This is a genomic window from Bifidobacterium choladohabitans, from assembly GCF_016102005.1.
Lineage (GTDB): Bacteria > Actinomycetota > Actinomycetes > Actinomycetales > Bifidobacteriaceae > Bombiscardovia > Bombiscardovia choladohabitans.
On sequence record NZ_JACFPL010000004.1, the window covers coordinates 24,519 to 47,925 of the forward strand.

The window sequence follows — 23,407 nt, forward strand, 5'->3', positions numbered from 1 at the left end:
GACGGAACCGGTCTGCGCACCCGCCCGTCAGGTATCATGGTTCCGGCATCCACGGAAGGAGCGAGGGCATGGGAGTATTGCTGGAACCGGCCACCCTCTTGGGCATCATCCTGGTGGGCTACCTGTTCAAGCGCTTTGGGCTCTTTCGTCCCTTGGACTACCGGGTGTTGCAGACCGTAGTGTTCGACTTGGTCCTGCCGGGGGCCATCATCTACTCCTTCGCCACCAACCCCCACGATCCCAGCCTTCTTCTGGTCTCGGCCTTCGCCTTCGTGGCCTCGCTGATTCCGCCCCTGGCCATCTTCCTGACCAGCAGGCATCGGCCCACGGCTCAGCGGGCTTTTCTTATGCTCAACGGATCGGGTTTCAACATCGGATGCTTCTGCTTCCCCATGCTCCAGTCGCTGCTGGGCACGGCGGCCCTGGTTCCCGCCGCCATGTTCGACATCGGCAACTCGGTCATGGTCTCTGCCGGGACCAACGTCATGACCCAGGGGCTTCTGCATATTCGACCGGGCCAGTCCCTGGATCCTGATGCTGGGGAGCCGGTCAAGCTGGATGACCCGGATGCCCGCAAACTCCATCGCAAGGCTGCAGCCATCTCCATAGCCAAGGGCTTCCTGAGCTCGCCATCCTTCGACACCTACATGGTCATGGTGTGCTTTACCTTGGCCGGAATCTCATTGCCGGACTGGTCGGCCCAGGTCACCCGCCCACTCTCTGCAGCCAACGCCTTCTGCTCCATGCTTATGGTGGGCATGCTCATGGACTTGCCTGGCGGGCGGGATGATGTCAAGTCCGTATTGCAGATTCTGGCCTGGCGGCTGCCCTTCGGCATCCTGTTCGCGACGGCCGCATGGTATCTGCTGCCCTTCGAACCCCTGATCCGTCAGGCGGTGGCCCTATGTTGCCTGGCTCCGACGGCGGTTTTCGCCACCATGTTCACCGACAAGGTCCTGGGGAACGCCCGTCTGGCCGGATTCACCCTGGCCCTGACTGCGGTGATCGGTGCGGTGCTCATGGTCTTGGCGCACCTGCTGATGGGTGCCCTCTGAGATTTCAGTCCTTCTTGTTGTCTTTGCCCTGGTCGCGGCGCTCCTGCTCCTGACGCAGGGTGCGACCCTCGCGGGTGCGCTGCTTGTTGACCGTGGCGGCTGCAATCCGTTCGGCAGCTCGTTCATCCTGACCACGATCGACCTCGCTGTCATGCACGTGCTGATACTGCTTCTGATCGTCCGGATCCCAATGATTGTTCCTGGCCATATGCCCCTCCTCGAAAGCGCCGTGCCCCTCAACTCATTCCCCATGCGGGAGGGCTTCAGGGCCGTGCCGACATGCCGATTATAGGTGAGCGGAAGGTTCTGCAGCGGTATTGGAGCTCAATAGGAGGGACCTGTAACAGAAAAAGCCGAGTGCTCGTGATATTCTTTCCTTGTCTCATCGCCAAATAAGACAATAAGGAATCGAATATGCATAAGCTATTTCGGCTTTCGGATAATAATACCACAGTCTCTACGGAAGTGGTAGCAGGCATCACCACCTTCTTCGCCATGGCCTACATCATCGTGGTCAATCCCTCGGTGCTCTCCACGGCGGGGATGCCTTGGGGCGCCGTCTTTCTCGCCACCCTGATCGCTGCCATCATCGGCACCCTGATCATGGGTCTGGTGGCCAACGTGCCCTACGGCGTGGCGCCAGGAGTCGGACTGGATGCCTTCTTCACCTTCACCGTGGTCAAGGGGCTGGGCTTCACCTGGCAACAGACCATGTGCATGGTCTTCCTGTGCGGCCTGATCAACATCCTGGTAACGGCCACCAAGCTGCGCAAGATGATCATCCAGGCCATTCCGCCTCTGCTCCAGCACGCCATCGGCGGCGGCATCGGCGTCTTCATTGCCTATGTGGGTCTGCTCAATGTGGGCATCATCAAGTTCACTCCTGACAAGACCTCGGCAGCCGGCGCCAACCCAGGGCTGACCACCTTCAACACCCCCGGTGTCATCCTCTTCGTCATCGGCTTGTTGCTGACCGTCTTCCTCCTGATCTTCAAGTTCAAGGGCCATCTGGCCTTCATCAACAAAGGCGCCTTTGTCATCGCCATCATCGCGGTCACGCTCCTGGGCATTCCCATGGGGGTCACCAGCATGGCCAAGTCGGTCGATCTGGGACAGGCCTGGTCACAGCTGCCGCAGACCTTCCTGGCCATTTTCAGTCCGGAGGGCTTCCCTGCCCTCTTCTCCGACCCGGCCAAGCTGCCGGTGGTTCTGGTGACCATCTTCGCCTTCTCCCTGTCGGATACATTCGACACCATCGGTACCTTTGTGGGCACCGGTCGGCGCTCAGGCATCTTCTCAGCCGAGGATGAGCAGGCTCTGGAAACCGGTCGCGGCTTCAGCTCCAAGATGGATAGGGCCCTGTTCGCCGACGCTACGGCCACCTCCATCGGCGCCCTCTTCGGTACCTCCAACACCACCACCTATGTGGAGTCCGCTGCGGGCATCGCAGCCGGTGGCCGGACCGGACTGACCTCGGTGGTCATCGCCGCCTGCTTCGCGCTCAGCGCCGTCTTCGCTCCGCTGATTTCGGCTGTGCCTTCGGCGGCCACTGCGCCCGTCCTGGTCATTGTGGGTTGCATGATGATGAGCTCCTTCGCAGAGATTGAGTGGGGCGAGCTGTCTGAGGCCATTCCGGCCTTCTTCACGGCCATCTTCATGGGCTTCGCCTACTCCATCTCCTATGGCGTGGCTGCCGGTTTCATCACCTACTGCCTGACCATGGTCTGCAAGCGCAAGGGCAAGGAGGTCCATCCCATCATCTGGGCGGTCTCGGCCCTCTTCATCCTGGACTTCGTGCTCCAGGCCGTGCTTTAGAACAGGAATTCGGCATATCAGAACCATCCCGATTTGTAGGTTGTGATCTTAGCGATCTGCAGACCGGGAAGGCTGATAGAGAAAGCTTGACATGAGACCGTAGTGAAGCTCTGCCACGTGTGTAGTGGCGGAGCTTCACTTGTTCTTGGTCTGATGAGAGGTGATTTTCTAAAAAGGTGTCCTTGAATTTGCTTCTGTGCGGCAGCACTCGTTTCGAGCGACCGTCTCTTGCCTTGTGTTTCAACGTGCTGCCGCCTGGCCATCGGGCCAATGACTGCATGCGGCGATTCCGACATGGAAGATCAGACGAAGATGCTTGAGTGAATTATGCGGGCAATAGTCTCGTCGCTGGGTTCTATAGCCTCATCAAGCTTCCATAAGAGGGGTCTACCGTCGTGAGGTCCATGGAGTCGTTTCTTGTCTGTAGAAAGACGGCTGGTTCCAATGTGTCATCGGGCACCATAGAAAGATAAGATGCTCGGTTTAATGGGGGGGGGGATACTGGTCAGAGGGAGCAGACCGCCGATATACCATACGCTGATCCTTGGTCGTTGTCGACCCAAACTACTGGCTTAGGTTTAGTAAACCTGGAGCGGATGACCAAAACGGCCGGACTATTCTGGATTGTTATCGGTATTGCATAGAAGAATCCCCGGCAGGCTGCGGGAAGTCTACCGGGGATTCTTGGTTCAGGTCCTATGAAATCGGATCAGTACCAGTTGGTCGCCTGGGATTGGGCCCATGCGCCGCAGGGGTTTCCGTAGCGGCCTTGGATGTAGCCCAGTCCCCAAACAATCTGGGTGTGGGCATCGGTCTGCCAGTTGGGACCGGCCGAGGCCATCTTGCTACCCGGCAATGCCTGAGGAATGCCGTAGGCGCCAGATGGGTTGGAGGCATTGGTCCGCCAGCCGGACTCCTTGTTCCACAGCTGAACCAGGCAGGTGAACTGGTCCTCGCCCCAGCCTCGGGAGGTGACCAGACCGTGGGCGATGCTTTGGGCCGTGCCCACGGGGACCGTGGTGGTGGTCGAACCTGACTTTGCGGGAGTGCCGCCGCCGGTGCCCACCAGGACCACCTTGTCGACGGGGACCGTCTTGACGAAGGAGGCGAAGATATTGCTGGTCAGGTGCTTATTGCCCGCTGCGGTGACCAGGCTGGTGGTCTCCATGACGCCGTTCTGTCCCTCTGTCTTGACCTTGGTGGTGCCTGCCGGGAGGGAGTTGGTCTTCTCTTCGATGGTGTTGAAGGGAATGGGCGACTCTTCCGTCTTGACCTGGGCATCGGCCCGGTCGATGCGGATGACGGTCTTCTCAGTGACGCGAGTGGTCAGGGACGGGGTGATCTGGTCCCCAGGCTGGAGGGTGATGTCCCCGGCCTCCAGCACGGATTTGACATCGGTGAAGCCTGTACCCAGGACCACCTTGTTCTTCCCGTTGATCTGTACATTTACATAGGATGTGTTCGCGTTGGCTCCGCCCGCGCCGTTGCGGATGGCCTGCCTGGTGCTGCCGCGGGACACCGTGTCCACATCCTGGGTGGCTGAATAGGATGTTACGCCTGACTTGGCCGAGCTCTCAGTGGATGTGTAGAAGTCGCGCGAGACGAAGCCCGCGCCAACGACCATGCCGAGAACAGTGACACCGGCAGCCAACCGCAGCCACTGACGCCTGGTCAGAGCCTTGACCGCACTCATCCGTCCTCTACGGTGGTTCGCCATTACTCTCCTCTGTTGGACCGACAGATCCTCAGTGATCAGTCGACGTAACGCTTCCTATCGACCGCATGCTTCCGGTAGCGCCGAAAGGGTCACTGGACAAACACATCACTACTTTAGTGCAAATCGGTCTTGGAACCAACTCGACCGACTCAGGCCTGTGCCGGGGTTGACAAATCGGCCTTGCGTGCCTGGTCGATCAGGTCGTTCAGATCCGAAGACCTGAGTGCGCCGGCCTGCTTGAAGATGATCTGCCCCTGCTTGGTGATCATCAGCGTGGGCACCGCCTGGATGTCGGCGGCCGCGGCCAGATCCTGGTTCTGGTCGATGTCCACCTTGCCGAAGACGATGTCGGTGTTGGCCTGCGAAGCCTTCTCGAAGATGGGGCCAAAGGCCTTGCAGGGTCCGCACCAGGTGGCCCAGAAGTCAATCAACACCAGGTCGTTGTCCTTGATGGTCTGCTCGAAGTTTTCCGAAGTAATAGTCGTGGTGGCCATGGTAACGCTCCTTGAAGTCGTTTGTCTGTCGCGCGGGAAGCTCCCGTGCTTAGCAACCGCTTTCAATCATCAGCATTCCATCAAGGCTGGAGAAAGCGCCCGAATATGCTCTGGGTGGAGATGTCCGCCGGGGTCCCGTGGCCGGTCAAGCCTGGTACGGATAATGGAGACATGCCAGTGCTGAACGACGAGATTCCCGATGATGACGACTTCGATGCCGATCGCGACCGTGGCGCCTTCTCACACATCACCCCAGAGGACTTCAACCGGGGTTTTTCAGGCTCGAATCCCCCCGGATGGCTGGACCGTGACGCCATCGACCGTGCGCGGCGATGCCTGCCCATGCCCTATGTGGAGGTGGTGCCGGTTCGCGTGGATGAAATGAGCGCCGTCACCCAGGTGGGCACCCTTCTACGCGTGGATGATCAGGGTAACATCGAGCGCACCCTGATCACCGGACGGATTCTCTACCACGAGACCATCAGGGAGGCCCTGGCCAGAAACATCGCCAAGGATCTGGGTCAGCTGGCCCTGCCCATGCTGCCTGCCAGCCCCCAGCCCTTCACCGTGGCCGAGTTCTTCCCCACGCCGGGGGTCTCGGAGTACTACGACCCGCGTCAGCATGCCATCGCTCTGTGCTACCTGGTGCCGGTGGCCGGGGACTGCAAGCCCCAGGACGAGACCCTGGATGTGGAGTGGATCGATCCCAAGGGGGATATGCTGGAGTCCTTTATCAGCCAGATGCCCGGCGGACACGGCAAGGTGCTGATGGGCGCCCTGAGCTGGGCCGGTGCGCTATGAGCACTATGAGCCGTGAATCCTTGGAGGCGGGCATGAACATTGCCAATACCGTATATCGGCAAGGGGAGGGGCTGCCCTTGGTGCTGGTCCATGCCTTCCCTGTGGACCACCGCATGTGGGATCGGTGCGCGGCCTCGCTGATGGCCCAGGCGGATCGTGCAGGTATGACCCCCTTCCCGGTCTATGCTCCGGATATGCCTGGAGCGGGCGATTGCCCCCTGCCTGGGCCGGCATCCTGTGGTCCGGCGGACTCTGATGGTGCCCTGCCAGGCGCACTGGATGCCATGGCCCGTGCCTTTGTGGACATGATCGCCGCCACTGGTGCACAGAAGGCCATCTGGGTCGGACTTTCCATGGGCGGCTACCTGGTCGAGGCGGTAGCCAGGCTTTACCCGCAGATGGTGACCGGTCTGGCCCTGTGCGACACCACCATGATGGCTGACCGTCCGGCATCCCGGGCCAACCGGCTGCGGATCGCCCGAACCTGTGAGGTGGGGGGGACCCTTGAACCGGTCATGCACTTCGCCCGGCCCCAGGAGGGTGATTCCACGTTCAAGCGTTCGCCCGCCTTCGTGCAGACCATGACCGAATGGATACAGTCCCAGGATCCCCGGGGCATCGCCTGGCGGGAGCGGATGGCTGCGGGCCGCCCGGATCAGAGCGATCTGGTCGGCCGCATCAGGGTGCCCGTGGCCCTGGTCAGCGGCCGTTGCGACCCCTCCAGCCCTCCACGTGCCATGGAACCTCTGGCCCAGGCCATGCGTCAGGCCGGAACGGAAGTTACTTTCACCGCCATCGACGACTGCGGCCACTTCAGTGCCGTCGAGCATCCGGATCGGGTGGCTGCTGCCCTGCTGGACCTGGTTCGTCGCGTAGGGAGGCTCTCATGAGCGATTGCGAAACGGTCTTCTCCCCGCTGGCCCTTACCGAGCCCCTGCACTTCCTGCCTCTGGCTCAGGGGGATGTGGACTACGACACGGTAGCACGGCCGCAGCCCGGTCTGCTTGACCATCTGCTGGAGCGGGACAACACGGGGGTCATCCTGGTGCGGGGCGAGAAGGTGGCCGTGCCCAAGGGCAAAGGGGCGCTGGCTGGTCGCACTGGAGCCGGCATCCGTCTGGCTACCCTGCCTGCTGCATACTTGCGGGATCCTCTGACAGGCTCGGCAGACCAGTTCGAGCCGCCCTGCTACTACCTTGGGAAGGCCGACCGGCAGGCCTGGCTGGCCCTGGATCTGGATCTTGCCTGCGCCGGTCGGGCCGTCCAGGACCCTCTTCGTGATTTGGCTCAGGCTGCCGATCGGCGCTTCGACTGGCTTGGCCTGCGTGAGTATGCCCCTCATGGGCGTCCGCGTCAGGTGGGCCTGGCAACCTGTGCGGTCGCCCTGTCCGTATGGCATGGACGCCAGGCCTTCTGCCCCCACTGCGGCGCACCGGTCCATCCCTGCCAAGCCGGATGGGCTCAGATCTGCCAGGGGGATGCATCAGGGGACCAACACACGCTCTTTCCCCGCATCGAACCCGCAGTGATCATGGCCGTGGTGGATGGCCGCGACCGGCTTCTGCTCCAGCACAATCGGAAGTGGGCTCCCGGCTTTTGCTCGGTCACTGCCGGATTCGTCGAGGCTGGCGAGAATCTGGAGCATGCAGTCCGGCGGGAGACCCTGGAAGAGGTGGGCCTGAACCTGGGGGAGATGCGGTATCTGGGCTCCCAGCCCTGGCCCTTCCCGGCCTCCCTGATGGTGGCCTTCAGAGCCAGATCCCTGAATACGGACATCCGGGTGGACGGTCAGGAAACCGATGAGGCCAACTGGTTCACACGGGAGGAATTCAGCGCTGCTCTGTCCTCGGGTCGGTTGCGCATACCTCAGACGGCCAGTGTGGCCAGACATATGATTGAGCAGTGGTACGGCAGCGAGCTCTGATTCATCCGAGTGGTGTTGCGCCCTCGGACCTGGTCTCGTCGTAAGATATTTCGAAGAACTGTCAGCAGCGAAAGGTGTGTTATGGCCATGGAGGGGCAAGAAGAGCCTCGTATCTCTGATGTCGACCAGGCCGAAACCGTGACTATGCCGCCGACGACCGGGGAGGGGCCCGACCCTGTGGACCTGTTCGCCGATGAAGAAGCAGAGCGGGCTTTCGGCGCAGGTGCCGCCCACAAGGCTCCTTCGAGCGGTCACCGCGGACGCACCATCCTGGCCCTGCTGCTTCTGGCTGTACTGATCCTGGTGGGTTGCTGGTTCGGCGTCCGTGCCTTCTTCCGCGATCGGGTGGCCCCCGGCGTCACCCTGGGCGGGCAGGTCATGATGGGTCGGACCAAGGACCAGGTCAGGCAGATCGTCGATCGGCAGGTTCGGGACTCCCAGGTGGAGCTCAAGGGTGAAGGCACCTCTGCCCGGGCAGGGCTGAAGGACCTGGGCGTAAGCGTGGATTCGGATGCCACGGTCACCAAGATCATGAACGCCAAGGGGTCTGCGGGCCTCTCCCGGCTGAACCCCTTCCATGGCGAGGCGGTGCCGCTGGTTGCCGAGCGGGATCAGCTGGCCATGGACAGGTATCTGACTGAACGTTTCATCCCCCGTCAGGACCGCTCCGTTCCCTCCACTATCGTTTTTGATCAAGGCGCACACGCCTTCCGGCCACAAGAGGGTCGCGGAGGCAAGGCGCCTGAGCTGGGCCGCGTGCAGGATGCCGTCTCATCCTTGATAGACAAGCCCGGCAGGCGTCTGGCCGTGGGGGTGGTCTATAAGGAAGTGTCCATGCCCATCAGCCTGGACACCGCCAATCAGGTGGCCTCCCAGGCCAACCAACGACTGGCCAAGGACCTGGTCATCAAGGGTGCCGATGATGACCTCATGACCGTCCCGGCCGCCACTGTGGCCACCTGGGTCAAGCCGGTCACCGATCTGGACAAGGGGACCATGGAGCTGGGCTTCGATCGGCAGGCCATCAAGCAGTATCTGGACCAGGAGCTGGCCCGGCAGCTGGACCGGGATATGGTCACCGCCGTCAACGTCAAGAACACCAAGGGCGATGTGGTGGCCGAGACCACCAAGGGAGTGGACGGTGTCCGGGTAACGGATGTGTCCGCCACGGCGGACCTGGTCGTCAAGGCCCTGGAAGAGGGCGACACGAATCCCGTCCAGGCGAGCGCCGAGATCACACCCCACAAGGAGCAGACCCGGGTGGCCCGATACGACGTGCCAGACGGCGACATCTGGATCCAGGTCAACCTCAGCGACCAGACCGCCACCGCCTACCACGGCACCACCCAGGTCAAGACCTTCCCCATATGCTCAGGCAAGCCCGATAACGGGAAATGGTCCGACACCGGCACCTTCTTCATCAATGTGCGCTACGCGGTCCAGACCATGCGTGGGCAGGGCTACGTCACGCCCAACGTAAAATGGGTCTCCTACTACAACGGCAGCGAGGGCTTCCACACGGCCAGTTGGAACTCCGCCGGCATTGCCAAGGGCGACCCCGCCCAATACGGATCCCACGGCTGCATCAATATGTATGAGCAGGATGCCAAGTGGATCTTTGACAACGCCCCAATCGGGACCATGGTCAAGGTGGAGGGGCAGGTTCCATCGGGTCCGGCCCGCTAGGAGCACCTGCCACGGCAGACGTTCGAGTAGGCTGGAACCATGAGCGATGAACACAGTGATGGAACTTCCCGCCTGGATGTGCCCGAACACCTGCGGTATTCCCAGGATCATGTCTGGATCGACCCCAGTCAATCCCCGGCGCCCATGGGCGTCACCGAGTATGCGGCGGACCAGCTGGGAGACCTGGTCTTTCTGGATCTGCCCGAGACCGGCACCCACGTCGATGCCGGCGATGAGGTCATTGAGCTGGAGTCCTCCAAGGCTGTTGAGCCGGTGGTCTGCCCGGTGGCAGGCACCATCGCCTACGTCAACAGGGCAGCCTCGGACGATCCGGAGGTCATCAACTCCGACCCCTATGGTGAAGGCTGGATAGCCAAAATCGACCTGGAGGACGATGAGCCCGATCTGATGAGCGCCGAGGAGTACGGTCAGCTGCTGAAGAGCCTGAACTGACGGTCCGGTTATGACCAGGCGATCCGGCCGCAACGAAGGGCCCCTGCGGGTCCGATCGGTAAGCACCACCTTCGATTCGGCCGCGCCCGGGGAGGGCATCGAGAGCAGACCGGCTCCGGTGCGTCTGCTGAGGCGACTGATTACCGGCGCCTTCGATCTCTGGGTGGGGCTGTCCATCAATATGACCGGCCGCCTGGGGTGGTCGGCTGACGTCCAGCCCTATGTGGGCTACGGTACCGAGTCATATTCCCGGCTGATTTGCCGTACCATTCTGACCGACGGCCGCAGACGCGAGGATCCGGCCATTCGTGGCATCCGCGGCCTGCTGACCGTGCCCGCGCCCAGGACCAGGGTCAGGCTGGCCATCGACAGCACGGCCATCGGGAGGGTCCAGGTGGGTGACTCCTCGGTCTACGATGCCGTCGATCCCAGCCGCAGCCTGAATGCGGATGCGGTCTTCTCCGACCGATCAGGCTACCTGGATCTGGTGGCCGAGCATCAGCTGACCCCAGGCGTGCACCGGGTCTCCTACCAGGTGCGGGGCCGCCGGCCCGTCGACGCGCCTTTGTACATCGTGCCCGGTCAGACTCCTGTCGGCGTCATATCCGACGTGGACGACACCATCATGATCAGCCAGGTGCCCAATCATTGGAAGGCTGCCTGGAACCTGCTCCTGTCGAATCCGCACCGCCGGTCCTCGGTGCCGGGCATGGCCGTCCTTTACAACCGCATCCGCGACCTGGACCCACGGATGCCCTTCTTCTACCTGTCGGCCTCCCCTTGGAATGTGGAGGGGTCCATACGTGGCTTCATCCGCGACCATGGCTTTCCTGCCGGACCCCTGCTGCTGCGGGATCTGGATCCCAGGCCCAAGACCTTTGTGCCCTCAATCGTGCAGCACAAGATGGAGTTCATCCGCCAACTCATGGCCGACTTTCCCAAGATGCGCTTCGTATTGATGGGCGACGACGGGCAGAGCGACCCCTCCACCTTCGCCCAGGTGGTGCGGCAGTATCCGGGCCGGGTCCTGGCCATCGGCATCCGTCAGCTGAGCCCCCAGGAGACCGGGCTGGGAGTCCTGGTCAAACGCACTGCCACACAGCCGGTGCCTGTGACGGAGGTGCCGGTCTTCTACGGGACCACGGGCGCCAATCTGATGCGAACCCTGCTGCCCTATCTGCGTCGTCGCGCCCGAATATAATCGCCCCATGAGTTTTTCGGCCGTCAATCCCGATCCTCCTCGTGCACAGCGTCGTCCTACCGATCGATGCTTCCATGGGGATCACTTCGAGGATCCATACGAGTGGATGCGCAACCGGGAGGATCCCGCCACCAAGGCCTACGTGCGTGACCAGAACCGTTACTGCCGGGAACGGCTCGCAGGTCAGGAGGGTCTGCGGGCCACCCTGCTCAAGGAGTTCACCGACCGGGTACAGCAGACCGACATGTCGGTGCCCACCCGGATGCATGGCTACTGGTACTTCTCCCGGACCCTCAAGGGTCAGGAGTATGGGGTGCAGTGCCGCCTGCCGGTGCGCGACCAGGATGACTGGGACCCTCCTGCTGTCCAGTCCGATGCAGCGCCTGGATCCATGCCGGGCGAGGAGGTCATCTTCGATGCCAACGCCGAGGCCAAGGGGCATGACTTTTTCTCCCTGGGATGCCTGGACCTGAGCGCCGACGGCCGGTGGATGCTCTATGGACTGGATACCAGGGGCAATGAGCGCTACGACCTGCGCATCCGCGATCTGACAGACGGCCGGGACCTGTCTGATCGTATCGACCAGGTCTCCTCCGGGGCGGTGCTGACCCCCGACGGCCGCTGGGTCTTCTATACCGGCCTGGACAAGGCCTGGCGTCCGGACACGGTCTGGCGGCATAAGGTCGGTACTTCGGCCGACCAGGATGTCATGGTATACAAGGAGGACGATGAGCGTTTCTGGGTGGGGTTGGGCCTCAGCTACGACGAATCAGCCATGCTCGTAGCCACCGGGTCCAAGACCACCAGCGAGGTTCTCATGCTGGATCTGAAGGATCCGCAGGGCGAGTTTGTGCCCTTGATCCCCCGCAAGGAGGGGATCGAGTACGACATCAGCCTGGCCAGGTTCGAAAATGCCGGTCCGGCGGGACAGGACCTGCCGGTGGCCGTGGTCTACCACAATGTGAACAACCCCAATTTCGAGGTGGATCTGATTGATCTGCGCAGTCACCGTCCGCCCTTCCGTTTGGGGGAAGGGGTGCGGCTGGCCCAAGGCAGCCCCTATGGCTGCGAGCGCTCCGGAGACCTGGCCTCCCTGCCGCCCGAAAAGCCTTACCATGACCCGGGCAATCCCGCCATTCTTCAAGGCGCTCGCGGACTGGGAATCGAGGGGCTGGGCATCCACCGCAGCTTTGTGGTTCTGACCTACCGGGCCGACAGCCTGCCTCATATGGCTGTCATCGCCAAGGATCAGGCACTTGAAGATCTGCGGGCGGGCCGGCCCTGGCGCTTCCATGAGGTCCTGCCCGACCAAGGAGGGGACGGCATCGACCGTCTCTATAGCATCGGCCCCACGGACAACCCCTCCTACCAGGCCCCCGGGCTGCGCTACATCCGGGGCAGCTATGGGACCCCGGCCGAGTTGCGGGAGCTGGATCCGGTCCGGGGTGTGGATCGGCTGCTCAAGCGGGCCCGGGTGCTGGGTGACTTCCGGCCCGAGCACTACGCCGAGCGTCGGGTTCTGGTCCGCGTCAGGGATGGAGCCCTGGTGCCGGTTTCCCTGGTCTGGCGGCGGGGCATGCATCCGGCGCTGGATGCCGGCGGGCGGACCGGGTCCGATGACACGGTCATCCAGGCCCCCGACCATCCCGAGCGCCGTCCTTGGCCGGACCAGGATCCGGACAGGTCTGCACCCATGTTCATCACCGGGTATGGGGCCTACGAGATCAGCCAGGATCCGGGGTTTTCCACCGGCCGGCTCAGCCTGCTGGACCGAGGCGTGCTCTACGCCGTCCCCCATGTGCGCGGCGGCGGGGAGATGGGCCGCGCCTGGTACGAGCAGGGCCGCCGGCTGCACAAGGTCAACACCTTCCTGGACTTCATTGATGTGACCGCCGCACTGCAGGCCCAGGGCTGGGCGGATCCACGTCATACCGTGGCCAATGGCGGGTCGGCCGGCGGGCTGTTGATGGGGGCCGTGGCCAATATGGCTCCCCAGCTCTATGCCGGCATCGAGGCGGATGTGCCCTTCGTGGACGCGCTGACCAGCATCCTGGACCCGGATCTGCCGCTGACCGTGACCGAATGGGACGAGTGGGGAGACCCCCTGCATGATCAGCAGGTCTACCGGTACATGCGTTCCTACTCGCCCTACGAGAACGTTCCTGACGCTGATGGCAGGCGCCGGCTCTTCGGTAGCGACCACTTCCCCGCCATCCTGGTGACCACATCCATGAACGATACCCGCGTGCTCTACGTGGAGCCCCTCAAGTGGGTGGCCAGGCTGCAGGAGCCGCAGGTGGGGGCCGATGCGCTGATCAGGATCGAGGTCCAGGCAGGCCACGGTGGCATCAGCGGACGCTACCGGCAATGGGAGGAGCTGGCCTTCGAGAACGCCTGGTGCCTGTCCATCATGGTCCCCGAAAGCCGCTGATCCTGGTCTGTCCGGGATTCGGTCGGGGTCAGGAAAGGGCCCTGGCAGTCTCGTTATGCTCGGGGTATGACAAATAGCAAGCAGAAAACATATCACATTGCGGTCATTGCCGGTGACGGCATCGGCAAGGAGATTGTTCCCCAAGCTCAGGCCGTTCTGGAGAAGGTCACCCGGGGCAAGGCCGACATTCGCTACGAGGACTTTGACCTGGGCGCTGAGCGCTACCTGCGTGATGGAGCCGTTCTGCCAGACGAGGACCTGGACCGGCTCAAGCAGCAGGACGCCATCCTCCTGGGGGCCATCGGCGACCCCCGCATCAAGGCCGGCATCCTGGAGCGGGGACTGCTGCTCAAAATGCGTTTCGAGCTGGACCAGTACGTCAATCTGCGGCCTTCCAAGCTCTACAAGGGGGTGGTGTCGCCCCTGGCCGACCCGGGCGACATCGATTTCGTGGTCGTGCGGGAGGGTACCGAGGGGCTCTACGCCGGGGCTGGCGGCTCCATTCGCCGGGGCACTCCCCAGGAGGTGGCCACCGAGGTTTCCATCAACACGGCCTACGGGGCGGAACGGGTCATCCGCTACGCCTTCCAGCTGGCCATGAAGCGTCGCCGCCGTCTGACCCTGGTCCACAAGAAGAACGTGCTGACCAATGCGGGAGACATGTGGCAGCGGCTGGTCGACCAGGTGGGCCAGGAGTATCCCGATGTGGAGCGCGAATATCTGCACATCGATGCCTCCACCATATTCATGGTCACCGAGCCCAGCCGCTTCGACGTGATCGTGACCGACAACCTCTTCGGCGACATCCTCACGGACGAGGCGGGGGCCGTGGTGGGAGGCGTGGGGTACTCGGCCTCCGGCTGCATCAACGCCTCAGGCACCTACCCATCCATGTTCGAACCCATCCACGGATCCGCTCCTGACATAGCCGGCAAGGGGATCGCCAACCCCACGGCGGCCATTCTCTCGGCGGGAATGCTTCTGGATCATCTGGGCTTCGAGGAAGAGGCGGCCAGTATTGAGCGGGCCGTGGAGGACGACATCGAGCGCTCCGGCTCCACCCAGAGGAGCACCGAGCAGATCGGCAGGGATATTCTGGCTCGTCTGTGATCAGGCCGGTTGTCGGCTAGACTGGAGGGCATGACTATGGATGATGCCCCCCAGCCGGACGACCGGCAGTCCAGCGATACGCCGACAGGGAATCCTGGCTTCGGCTCCTCCCCCTCCCCGCAGAAACCGCCCGAACATCGGGAGTCCGCCGGTGGGGACGCTCCTGCAGGAGCAGCTGACGGTCAGCGGCAGGCTCCGGGCTATCCCGCCGGTCATGGCGTTGGCGGCGGGAATCAGAATCCGTACCAGACCGGTCAGTATTCCTCCGGCCAGAACCCTTATGGTGGTGGGTATCCGACCGGGCAGAGGGCCAATGCCGGATATCCGTTCGCCCCTCAGAATGGCGGCCAATATCCTGGGGCCTATCAGGCAGGGCCCTACCGGCCCAATCAGTATCCGACCGCCGGTTATCCGACCGGTCAGCAATATCCAACCGGTCAGCAATATCCTGCTGGACAGTATTCCGGTGGACAGTATCCTGGCGGTCAGAATCCCCAAAGGCCCTATCAGCCGGGACCGGGCTATCCCGGCCAGTATCCGTCCGGCCAATACCCCCAGGGTGGGTATCCGGGCAATCAATACCCGGCGGGTCCGTATCCCGGCAATCAGTATCCCGGCGGGCAATATCCTCCGCAGGCCTCCACGCCCTGGCCCTACCCGGGCATGCCCCAGGGCGGTTACCCCGGGGCTATGCCCAACGGCAACGGCCCCTATCCCATCTCGCCCACTCCACACAGCAAGCTGGCGGCCGGTTTGCTCAGCATCTTTCTGGGCTGCTTCGGTGTGGGCAACTTCTACCTGGGCAGGACCGGGCGGGGCGTGGCCCAGCTCATGCTCACCCTGATCGGCTTCCCCTTCTTCTTCATTGGGCCGACCATCGCCATAATCTGGGGACTTATCGAAGGCATCCTGATTCTGACATCCTCGACCGGCTCCTTCTGGCATCGTGACGCTCGCGGATGGGAGCTGATGGATTGAACCTGGCCCGTCTGCGCGGCGTCGGCAAGCAGATGGGCGGCAAGCTGGCGGCCGTAACCCTGACCCTGGGCCAGGGGTCCGACTCCCGTCCGTTCATCGCCTCATGCAGGATTGACGGCGACTTCTTCACGGAGCCAGCCCCGGTAGCCTCTCAGGAATCCGAGGAAGATCATGGGCCGGTATCGCGGCTGGAGTCCGCAATCTGCGACCTCCCGTTGCCCTTGGATCCTGGTCTGGCTCTGGAAAAGCTGGGCAGGGTCATGGCAGAAGGGGATGGCCAACGGGTAGTCGGTGTGTCCCCATGGACCCTGGTGACCGCGCTGGAGCGTGCCCTGCCGGATGGGCTGGTCATTCACGGACAAGGCGAGCCCGACCGACTGTCATCAGCGTCGGACCAGACGTTTTCCAGTCATTCCCAGCCGGACCAGGCCGAATGCCGCCGCCGTTGGTCTGGCCTGAAGCTGGACCTGATCAGGGACCGTCCACGTCAGCCGGTCATGCAGATGGCCATGGACCAGGCTCTCAATGACGCTGTGGCCCAAGGCCAGTTGCCGCCCACCCTGCGCATCTGGAACTGGGCGGCGCCGGCGGTGATCCTGGGGCGCTTCCAGTCCCTGAGCCGGGAGGTCCACGTCGAGCGGGCACGCAGTCTGGGCTTTACCCTGGTCCGTCGCTGCACCGGAGGTGGCACCATGGTCATTCAGCCCGACCGGGCCATCACCTATTCACTCTATCTGCCCCTGGACTTCGTCAAGGGGGCGGACATGATCGACTCCTACCGTATCTGCGACTATTGGCTGGTTCGTGGTCTGCGCATGCTGGGGATCCAGGCGGGCTGGCAGGGCATGAATGACATCGCCTCCCCGCAGGGCAAGATGGGTGGCGCCGCCCAGCGCAGGCTGCCGGCAGGCTCCCGCGGACCGGGCGGGCTGCTCCACCACACCACGCTTTCCTATTCGGTGGATGCCGATCTGATGGCCCAGGTGCTCAACGTGGACCCGGAGAAGTTCCGTGACAAGGCCGTGACCTCGGTCAGAAGTCGGGTGGACCCCATCGACAGGCAGACCACTCTGTCCCGTCAATCCCTGATCGATGCCCTTCTGGATACCCTGCCCTCCCTGGTGGCGGATCTGCATATATCCAGTCCAGCGCCCGAGGTCGAGCAGCGGGCCCGCACTCTGACCCGGCAACGCTACGGCCGTGAGGAGTGGACCGCCCAGATCGCCTGACCCGGCAAGGGGTTGATATGTGTGGGTATAATCGTGCTCAGTCGCGTCGAACCCGGCGTGAGGTCATCAACCATGCGTGAGTCGGTGCAGACCCGCCAGACATGGCGAAAAGGAGTGCGGAGTATGGCGGTTCACAAGCCCAACGAGATTCCCGATGACGGGAACGCCCTCAGGCAGACCGCCTTATTCAAACAGGTGCCCAGGCTGGATGCCGATCAGCTTTTGGACAGCATGCACGAGTCCACCTACGCCAAGGGGTCCACGGTCTTTCGACAGGGGGACACCGACCACCGCATGTATCTGCTGGAGGAGGGCCGGGTCAAGCTGGTCCGCCAGTCGCCCGACCGTCGCATCCAGCTGCTCAGCATCCACGGGCGCGGGGAGATCCTGGGTGAGATTCCCGTCTTTGACCCCTCTGGCGGGCCGCGTACCGCCTCGGCCGTTGTCATGGTCAACAAGACCAAGGTGGCTGCCCTGGACCACGATGCCCTCTTCGACTGGCTCAACCAGCATCCCAAGGTGGCTGTGGACATGCTTCAGGTGCTGGCCCACCGACTGCGGACCGACAACGAGCGCATCTCCGACCTGGTCTTCCTGGACGTGCCGGCCCGCCTGGCCAAGACCCTGCTGGATCTGGCCACACGCTTCGGCGAACCCTTCGAGCAGGGGCTGATGGTTCCTTACGACCTGACTCAGGAGGAGCTGGCCCAGCTGGTCGGTGCCTCACGAGAGACCGTCAACAAGGCTCTGATGGACTTCTCCAACCGGGGATGGATCTCTCGCAAAGGCCGCACCATCATCATTTTCCAGCCCGGACCGCTGATTCGACGCTCGCGCATGTGAACGCCACTGTTCGGTAGAGCCGACGGCCTAGGATGGAGACCATGCCCGAACAAAAGAAATCCATGTCGGTCAGGCGCTTCTTCACGCTGCTGCTGGCTTACCTCATCTTCTGCGTCGCAGGTGGCGTGGTCGTCTCTGGTTTCCTGTTCCCCGCTGTCTTCGGCATCAACGCCGCCTCCAGGAATCTGATGCCTGCCCTGAAGACGGACAACATCGACTTCAACGTCAACGATCTGCCCCAGCAGTCCCGCCTCTACGCCTCCGACGGGCATACGGTCATCGCCACCTTCTATGCGCAGAACAGAATCGTGGTGCCCATCAAGGACGTCTCCGACTACATGCAGAAGGCCGTGGTGGCCCGCGAGGACCGTCGTTTCTTCGAGCATGCCGGCGTGGACACCCAGGGCGTGCTCAGGGCCTTCATCCAGACCTACATCAAACAGGGCGACACCCAGGGAGGCTCCTCCCTGACGCAGCAGTATGTCAAGAATGTGCTCATGAGCCAGGCTGAGGAGAACAACGACCCCATCGCCGAGTACCACGCCCAGGAGGAGACCATAGCCCGCAAGATGCGGGAGATGCTGATTGCGGTGCAGATGGAGAAGAAGTACTCCAAGGCCGAGATTCTTCAAGGGTATTTGAACATAGCTCAGTTCGGCACCAACGTTTACGGGGTTGAGTCGGCGGCCAGGCGCTACTTCAGCAAGTCGGCCAAGGACCTGGATCCGGGCGAAGCCGCCACCATCGCCGCCGTGACCAAGAATCCCGCCCGCTTCGATCCAACCGTCAATATCAAGGCCTCCCAGGAGCAGCGGGACATCGTCCTGGATCTGATGCGTCAGGAGAACTACATCACCCAGCGCCAGTATGACGAGAACAAGGCCAAGCCTCTGGACCAGATGCTGCACGTGCAGTCGGTCGATGCCGGATGCCAGGCGGCTGGGGACGCAGCCTTCTTCTGCGATTACGTGACCAAGCAGATCCTCAACTCCAAGGAGTTCGGCAAGAGCCAGGAGGAGCGCAACAAGCTCCTCAAGGAGGGCGGCCTGGATATTTACACCACCATGGACGTCAACGCCAACGCTGCAGCCATGAAGGCGGCCCGGGACACCATCCCCGTCGATGATCGAAGCGGCTTCGAGGTCACGATAGCCTCCATCCGCCCGGGCACAGGCGAGGTCCTGGGCTTCGGCATCAACCGCATCTACGATGCCACCCAGGACTCGGGCGGCGGCACACGAACGGCCATCAACTACGCTGTGGATCAGGTCGACGGCGGCGGCTGGGGTTTCCCTGTGGGATCGACCTGGAAGCCCATCAACCTGGTGTCCTGGATGAAGGCCGGCAAATCCATCAACCAGCCCCTGCGCACCTCCACCAGCTACCCTCAGACCTCCTTCGCCTGCAAGATGGCGGACGGCACCCCCTACGGGTTCGGCACCGGCAGTTGGCATGTGGAGAACTCCGGCGGCGGCACCACATCTCCGGAGACCCCCCTGCAGGGTCTGGTGCGTTCGCACAACACCACCCAGGCCTCCATGGCCCAGCAGATCGGTCTGTGCACCATAGCCGATACGGCCAAGGAGATGGGCTACCACAATTCGCCCAAGGATCAGATGGACATCCACTCGGTCAACACCTTCCAGCCGCCTATGGTCATTGGTGCGGTCCAGGCCTCCCCGCTGACCATGGCCAACGTCTACGCCACCATCGCCGCCAAGGGGGTGGCCTGCAGCCCCATAGCCATGACCAAGGTGATCGACAAGAACGGCAAGTCCGTCAAGGTGCCCAAGGCCAACTGCCATCAGGCCATCGATCCGGGCATCGCCGAGACCGCCGCCTATGCACTCAACCAGGGCGTTGTCCAGCCAGGAGGCGAGGCATCCACGACCCAGCTGGACGGGGGACGCAAGACCTTCGCCAAGACCGGCACCCATGAGGACAAGTACATGCTGACCGGCGGATTCGTGCCCCAGGTGGCCGCCTTCGTCACCGTGGGCAATGCGGAGGGTCAGGTCTCCTTCACCAACAGGACCATCAACGGAAGGTCCATGCACACCTGGTACGGCATGTATATCGCCACCCCGGCCTGGAAGGACTTCATGAACACCTACCTGGCCGCAGCCAATATCCAGCCGGACAACTCCTATGGCAATCCCGATCCCCGGTTCACCGGCGGGGTCCAGCAGCCTCAGCCGTCCCAGCAGTCCCAGCAACGGTCCTCGGGCAGACAACGGCAGAGCTACCGTCACAGCCAAGGAGGTCAAGAAGGCAACCAGCGGACCAGTCAGGACCAGTCGCAGACGGTGGATTCGCCGGAGGACTAGGGCCTGTGCCTACAATGGAGACCATGAGGGATTCGTCAACGGGCGGACCACGAGGGGTGCGGCCGCCCGCCGGGAGAGGCAGGAACTGATGGTCCAGGAATACTCAGAGCTGGATGACAAGGCCCCTCGGGCCGACAGCCGGGTCAAGGAAGATCAGGCGATGCCAGGGCCGGTGAGCGGCTCCGGCAGGCTGGATGTCTCCAAACCGATCCGGCCCTTCGAGTCGGATGCTGCCGACGGAAAGAAGAAGGCTGGCAAGGCTGCCAAGGGGGTCAAATCGGCCAAGAAGGGCAAGAAGGACAAAAGGTCCAAAAAGGCTGGGAAATCAAAATCAGGCAGAAGGCGGGAGAGGGCCCTGCCTGCGCTCTTCCAGCCCATGGAACTGCGCGACCAGCATATCCGCAACAGGATCTGGATGCCGCCCATGGACACCTATTCGGCCCTGCGGCACGACGGGGTTCCTACCAACTTCCACTACCAGCACTATGTGTCCCGGGCCCTGGGCGGCTTCGGAGTCGTCATTGGGGAGGCCACGGCCGTCAATCCCCAGGGGCGGATTTCGCCCTGCGATGTGGGACTGTGGAACGACGAGCAGACCAGGGCCTGGCAGGGCATCGTCCGGGATGTCAAGGCCGCCGGGGCAGTGCCCATCGTCCAGCTCAACCACTCTGGTCGCAAGGGTTCCTCCGGGTGCTCCTCCATGGGCTACATCAACGCCACCGTGCCCGTGGCCGAGGGCGGCTGGCAACCTGTAGGCCCAAGCCCCATCGCCTTTGGGCGGATGGCGGTCCCCGTCCAGCTTTCGCGGGCCCAGATAGCCTCCATCGTGGCCGACTTCCGCTCCGCTGCCGTGCGAGCCGTTCAGGCCGGCTTCCTGGCAGTGGAGCTGCATGCCGCCCACGGCTACCTGCTCTCCCAATTCCTTGATCCCCTGATCAACCGACGAAACGACGAGTACGGGGGCGACCTGTCCGGCAGGATGCGCCTGCTGATCCAGGTGACCGATGCCGTGCGCGAGGTCATTCCCTCGGGCATGCCCCTGCTGGTGCGCATGTCCGCCACCGACTGGGCCACCGGCGGTTGGGGCCTGGACGAGACCATCCGCACTGCCAAGGTGCTCAAGCTGCATGGGGTGGACCTGATTGACGTTTCCACCGGGGGTCTGGTGCCAGGCGTGAAGATTCCGGCCGCTCCCAACTACCAGGTGCCCTTCTCCTACCAGGTGCGCAGCCAGGTGCTGATTCCCACCACTGCGGTGGGGCTGATCACCAAGCCCAGGCAGGCTGATCGGATCGTGCGCAAGGGCCTGGCCGATGCGGTCGAGATCGGTCGAGCTTGCCTGCGCGACCCCTACTGGCCGCTCAGGGCCGCCTACAAACTGGGGCTGTCCGCTCAGCAGGCCCCCTACCCTGAGCCTTACCGGCGCGGGGCCTACGGCATCGCACGCTGAGAGCGGCCATGGACGTTGTTCGTGGCGGAGCAGGGATCGTTGTGGTCATGCCCACCTACCAGGAGGCTGACAACATCGGGGTGACCCTTCCTCGGCTTTTGGCATGCTGCCCCGAGGTCGATGTCCTGGTCGTCGACGACAACTCGCCGGACGGCACCGGCGCCCTGGCTGAGGATATGGCCAGTGGCAATCCTCGCGTGCACGTCATCCATCGGCATGCCCGCCGCGGGTTGGGTCCAGCCTACGTACAGGGGTTCCGTTGGTCGCTGGAGCATGGCTATGACCTGATCTGCGAGATGGATATGGACGGTTCCCACCGACCTCAGGATCTGGCCAGGATGCTGGCTGTGGCCCGAGGAGAAACGCATCCGGGCTTGGTCATCGGCTCGCGCAGGGTGCGCGGAGGCCGCACTCAACACTGGCCCTGGCATCGGGATTTGATCTCGCGCGCGGGATCCTGGTATGCCCGCACCGCCCTGGGATCCTCGGTAAGGGACATGACCGCCGGCCTGCGGGTCTATCGAGCGGACGTGTTGAGGCGGATCGATCTGGGAAGGGTCCGATCCAGCGGCTATGTCTTCCAGGTGGATATGTTGCGCCGAGTCCAGGCCATGGGCGTCAGTGTGGTCGAAGTGCCTATAGTCTTCGTGGAGCGGGTTCGCGGCAGCTCGAAGATGGATGCCGGGATCGTGCTGGAGGCCATGGCACAGGTGACGCTGTGGGGACTTGAACGGTTGACCCGTCGAAACTGACATTGGCTCATATTCGTGTTCGTTTTCATAAGCGACCCTGCAGGCCTTGTTGGGACTTTAAAGGACAAATTACACTTCGGTGATTGGATTTCTGTAAGAGTCCTGGCAAGCCTCAGGTGTATGGAAGAATGGTCCCAGTATCTGAGAAATGTCGATTTTCGCCCTTGCATCTGGGCAGCGACCGCAGTCCGATTGCCAGCTTGCCAATTTGGGCGAATGTGTGCGATAATGTTCGAATGATATCGTCACAACGCCAACATCTGATATTGAACCGGTTGCGTACTCGTGGCGCAGTCCGTATCACCGCCCTCTCCAAGGAGCTGGGCGTCTCCGCCATGACCATCCGCCGTGACATTGCCGACCTGGCGGACAAGGGCCTGCTCAAGAGGGTCCACGGAGGGGCCGTCACCACCAGCTCGCTTCTGGCTGAGCCGCTCTTCTCGGTCAAGTCGCAGATGGACATGGGCCTCAAGGACACCATCGCCCGTCGCGCCATCGACTATGTCTCCCCGGGCGACGTCATCGCCATCGGGGGAGGGACCACGGCCTATGTCTTCGCCCAGCACCTGCTGGAGAGCCGCCAGTGCGCGGGCGTGACCCTGCTGACCAATTCCATCCCCGTGGCCGAACTGGTCCAGGCCATGGAGAGCAAGGATGTGGAGGTCATCGTCACCGGCGGTGTCATCACCCGGTCCAACTCCCTGGTCGGCCCCATTGCAGACAAGGTCATCGCCTCCCTGCGGGTCAACACGGTCTTCCTGGGGACCCACTCGGTCTCCATTCCGCGGGGTTTCCTGATGCCAAACTCCTTGGAGGCGGCTACGGATATGGCCCTGATGGACATCGCCGACCGGACCATCATCCTGACCGACCACACCAAGTGGAGCTGCACCTCCCTTTCCCTGTTCGCCTCCTTCGACCAGGTGGACACCGTCATCACCGACGACCAGCTGGACCACGAGTCGGCCGAGGCAACCCGGTCCCTGGTCAAGCGGCTGGTCCTGGTCCCGGTCAACCCCGAGGAAGGCCAGGCTCAAGAGGGTTCTTCCGACGTGTCTAAGGCCGATGCCGGGAAAGCAGCCCAGATTCAATGAACGACCGGTCACACAGGGGTGCGCAGGTTGCCATAGCGGGTTGCCAT

Annotated in this window: 20 protein-coding genes; 17 read left to right on the forward strand and 3 right to left on the reverse strand. The window is 62.9% G+C overall.

The window, feature by feature from the left end; genetic code table 11:
* Positions 1-68 precede the first annotated feature (68 nt).
* Positions 69-1,055 carry an AEC family transporter gene (locus H3S97_RS07355; RefSeq protein ID WP_198220139.1) on the forward strand — a complete coding sequence of 329 codons (987 nt, stop codon included), beginning with the start codon at positions 69-71 and terminating at the stop codon, positions 1,053-1,055.
* A 4-nt stretch (positions 1,056-1,059) separates the two neighbouring features.
* Here the strand turns inward: H3S97_RS07355 and H3S97_RS07360 are convergent, their stop codons facing one another.
* The gene (locus H3S97_RS07360; RefSeq protein WP_198186809.1) at positions 1,060-1,263 is read right to left on the reverse strand and encodes a hypothetical protein; all 204 of its coding nucleotides are present in this window, start codon (positions 1,261-1,263) and stop codon (positions 1,060-1,062) included.
* 206 nt (positions 1,264-1,469) lie between these two features.
* Between H3S97_RS07360 and H3S97_RS07365 the strand changes: the two genes are divergently transcribed.
* Positions 1,470-2,870: an NCS2 family permease gene (locus H3S97_RS07365; protein ID WP_110412464.1), complete on the forward strand. Its 1,401-nt coding sequence runs from the start codon at positions 1,470-1,472 to the stop codon at positions 2,868-2,870.
* 709 nt (positions 2,871-3,579) lie between these two features.
* On the opposite strand, the gene H3S97_RS07370 is transcribed toward H3S97_RS07365, so the two are convergent.
* On the reverse strand, positions 3,580-4,587 hold the full coding sequence (locus tag H3S97_RS07370; protein ID WP_198176810.1) for an aggregation-promoting factor C-terminal-like domain-containing protein: 1,008 nt from the start codon (positions 4,585-4,587) through the stop codon (positions 3,580-3,582).
* A 149-nt stretch (positions 4,588-4,736) separates the two neighbouring features.
* A complete protein-coding gene (gene trxA / locus H3S97_RS07375; RefSeq protein WP_045935079.1) occupies positions 4,737-5,081 on the reverse strand; it encodes a thioredoxin in 345 nt (114 codons plus the stop codon).
* Between the two features lie 171 nt (positions 5,082-5,252).
* Here trxA and H3S97_RS07380 point away from each other — a divergent pair, with 171 nt between their 5' ends.
* From H3S97_RS07380 to H3S97_RS07450, 15 genes are all read left to right on the forward strand, one after another.
* A complete protein-coding gene (locus H3S97_RS07380) occupies positions 5,253-5,882 on the forward strand; it encodes an NUDIX hydrolase family protein (protein ID WP_198220140.1) in 630 nt (209 codons plus the stop codon).
* Positions 5,883-5,914: 32 nt separating this feature from the next.
* Positions 5,915-6,772, forward strand: a complete 858-nt coding sequence (locus tag H3S97_RS07385; protein ID WP_198220141.1) for an alpha/beta fold hydrolase — start codon at positions 5,915-5,917, stop codon at positions 6,770-6,772.
* Positions 6,769-7,806 (forward strand): NAD(+) diphosphatase, encoded by a 1,038-nt coding sequence (gene nudC, locus H3S97_RS07390; RefSeq protein WP_198178777.1) that lies wholly within the window; start codon positions 6,769-6,771, stop codon positions 7,804-7,806. Before H3S97_RS07385 ends, nudC begins: the two co-directional genes overlap by 4 nt.
* Positions 7,807-7,887: 81 nt before the next feature.
* A complete protein-coding gene (locus tag H3S97_RS07395; protein ID WP_198178779.1) occupies positions 7,888-9,492 on the forward strand; it encodes a L,D-transpeptidase family protein in 1,605 nt (534 codons plus the stop codon).
* A gap of 39 nt (positions 9,493-9,531) precedes the next feature.
* Positions 9,532-9,945, forward strand: a complete 414-nt coding sequence (gene gcvH, locus H3S97_RS07400; protein ID WP_045935082.1) for a glycine cleavage system protein GcvH — start codon at positions 9,532-9,534, stop codon at positions 9,943-9,945.
* 10 nt (positions 9,946-9,955) lie between these two features.
* The gene (locus tag H3S97_RS07405; protein WP_045935083.1) at positions 9,956-11,146 is read left to right on the forward strand and encodes an App1 family protein; all 1,191 of its coding nucleotides are present in this window, start codon (positions 9,956-9,958) and stop codon (positions 11,144-11,146) included.
* A gap of 7 nt (positions 11,147-11,153) precedes the next feature.
* Positions 11,154-13,577, forward strand: coding sequence for a S9 family peptidase (locus H3S97_RS07410; RefSeq protein ID WP_198220142.1), 2,424 nt, complete (start codon positions 11,154-11,156; stop codon positions 13,575-13,577).
* Between the two features lie 66 nt (positions 13,578-13,643).
* Positions 13,644-14,687 (forward strand): 3-isopropylmalate dehydrogenase, encoded by a 1,044-nt coding sequence (locus tag H3S97_RS07415; RefSeq protein WP_045935085.1) that lies wholly within the window; start codon positions 13,644-13,646, stop codon positions 14,685-14,687.
* 30 nt (positions 14,688-14,717) lie between these two features.
* Positions 14,718-15,665 (forward strand): TM2 domain-containing protein, encoded by a 948-nt coding sequence (locus H3S97_RS07420; RefSeq protein ID WP_232356368.1) that lies wholly within the window; start codon positions 14,718-14,720, stop codon positions 15,663-15,665.
* Positions 15,647-16,894 (forward strand): lipoate--protein ligase family protein, encoded by a 1,248-nt coding sequence (locus tag H3S97_RS07425; RefSeq protein WP_198220143.1) that lies wholly within the window; start codon positions 15,647-15,649, stop codon positions 16,892-16,894. Before H3S97_RS07420 ends, H3S97_RS07425 begins: the two co-directional genes overlap by 19 nt.
* Positions 16,895-17,017: 123 nt before the next feature.
* Complete coding sequence (locus H3S97_RS07430) at positions 17,018-17,737, forward strand: Crp/Fnr family transcriptional regulator (protein ID WP_198220144.1); 720 nt, start codon at positions 17,018-17,020, stop codon at positions 17,735-17,737.
* A gap of 41 nt (positions 17,738-17,778) precedes the next feature.
* Positions 17,779-20,064: a transglycosylase domain-containing protein gene (locus H3S97_RS07435; protein WP_232356369.1), complete on the forward strand. Its 2,286-nt coding sequence runs from the start codon at positions 17,779-17,781 to the stop codon at positions 20,062-20,064.
* Between the two features lie 88 nt (positions 20,065-20,152).
* Positions 20,153-21,514: an NADH:flavin oxidoreductase/NADH oxidase gene (locus H3S97_RS07440; protein ID WP_198220145.1), complete on the forward strand. Its 1,362-nt coding sequence runs from the start codon at positions 20,153-20,155 to the stop codon at positions 21,512-21,514.
* Positions 21,515-21,522: 8 nt separating this feature from the next.
* Positions 21,523-22,266 (forward strand): polyprenol monophosphomannose synthase, encoded by a 744-nt coding sequence (locus tag H3S97_RS07445; RefSeq protein ID WP_198220146.1) that lies wholly within the window; start codon positions 21,523-21,525, stop codon positions 22,264-22,266.
* Positions 22,267-22,484: 218 nt separating this feature from the next.
* Positions 22,485-23,360 (forward strand): DeoR/GlpR family DNA-binding transcription regulator, encoded by an 876-nt coding sequence (locus H3S97_RS07450; protein WP_332468276.1) that lies wholly within the window; start codon positions 22,485-22,487, stop codon positions 23,358-23,360.
* Positions 23,361-23,407 lie beyond the last annotated feature (47 nt).

Bases quoted from the DNA above. Each gene is read 5' to 3' on its own strand.
- H3S97_RS07440 (WP_198220145.1), top strand. From the start codon at position 20,153: ATGGTCCAGGAATACTCAGAGCTGGATGACAAGGCCCCTCGGGCCGAC.
- H3S97_RS07395 (WP_198178779.1), top strand. From the start codon at position 7,888: ATGGCCATGGAGGGGCAAGAAGAGCCTCGTATCTCTGATGTCGACCAG.
- H3S97_RS07405 (WP_045935083.1), top strand. From the start codon at position 9,956: ATGACCAGGCGATCCGGCCGCAACGAAGGGCCCCTGCGGGTCCGATCG.
- H3S97_RS07435 (WP_232356369.1), top strand. From the start codon at position 17,779: ATGCCCGAACAAAAGAAATCCATGTCGGTCAGGCGCTTCTTCACGCTG.
- H3S97_RS07420 (WP_232356368.1), top strand. From the start codon at position 14,718: ATGACTATGGATGATGCCCCCCAGCCGGACGACCGGCAGTCCAGCGAT.
- nudC (WP_198178777.1), top strand. From the start codon at position 6,769: ATGAGCGATTGCGAAACGGTCTTCTCCCCGCTGGCCCTTACCGAGCCC.
- H3S97_RS07415 (WP_045935085.1), top strand. From the start codon at position 13,644: ATGACAAATAGCAAGCAGAAAACATATCACATTGCGGTCATTGCCGGT.
- H3S97_RS07445 (WP_198220146.1), top strand. From the start codon at position 21,523: ATGGACGTTGTTCGTGGCGGAGCAGGGATCGTTGTGGTCATGCCCACC.
- H3S97_RS07355 (WP_198220139.1), top strand. From the start codon at position 69: ATGGGAGTATTGCTGGAACCGGCCACCCTCTTGGGCATCATCCTGGTG.
- H3S97_RS07430 (WP_198220144.1), top strand. From the start codon at position 17,018: ATGGCGGTTCACAAGCCCAACGAGATTCCCGATGACGGGAACGCCCTC.
- H3S97_RS07360 (WP_198186809.1), bottom strand. From the start codon at position 1,263: ATGGCCAGGAACAATCATTGGGATCCGGACGATCAGAAGCAGTATCAG.
- trxA (WP_045935079.1), bottom strand. From the start codon at position 5,081: ATGGCCACCACGACTATTACTTCGGAAAACTTCGAGCAGACCATCAAG.
- H3S97_RS07380 (WP_198220140.1), top strand. From the start codon at position 5,253: ATGCCAGTGCTGAACGACGAGATTCCCGATGATGACGACTTCGATGCC.
- gcvH (WP_045935082.1), top strand. From the start codon at position 9,532: ATGAGCGATGAACACAGTGATGGAACTTCCCGCCTGGATGTGCCCGAA.
- H3S97_RS07410 (WP_198220142.1), top strand. From the start codon at position 11,154: ATGAGTTTTTCGGCCGTCAATCCCGATCCTCCTCGTGCACAGCGTCGT.
- H3S97_RS07385 (WP_198220141.1), top strand. From the start codon at position 5,915: ATGAACATTGCCAATACCGTATATCGGCAAGGGGAGGGGCTGCCCTTG.
- H3S97_RS07370 (WP_198176810.1), bottom strand. From the start codon at position 4,587: ATGGCGAACCACCGTAGAGGACGGATGAGTGCGGTCAAGGCTCTGACC.
- H3S97_RS07365 (WP_110412464.1), top strand. From the start codon at position 1,470: ATGCATAAGCTATTTCGGCTTTCGGATAATAATACCACAGTCTCTACG.
- H3S97_RS07425 (WP_198220143.1), top strand. From the start codon at position 15,647: ATGGGAGCTGATGGATTGAACCTGGCCCGTCTGCGCGGCGTCGGCAAG.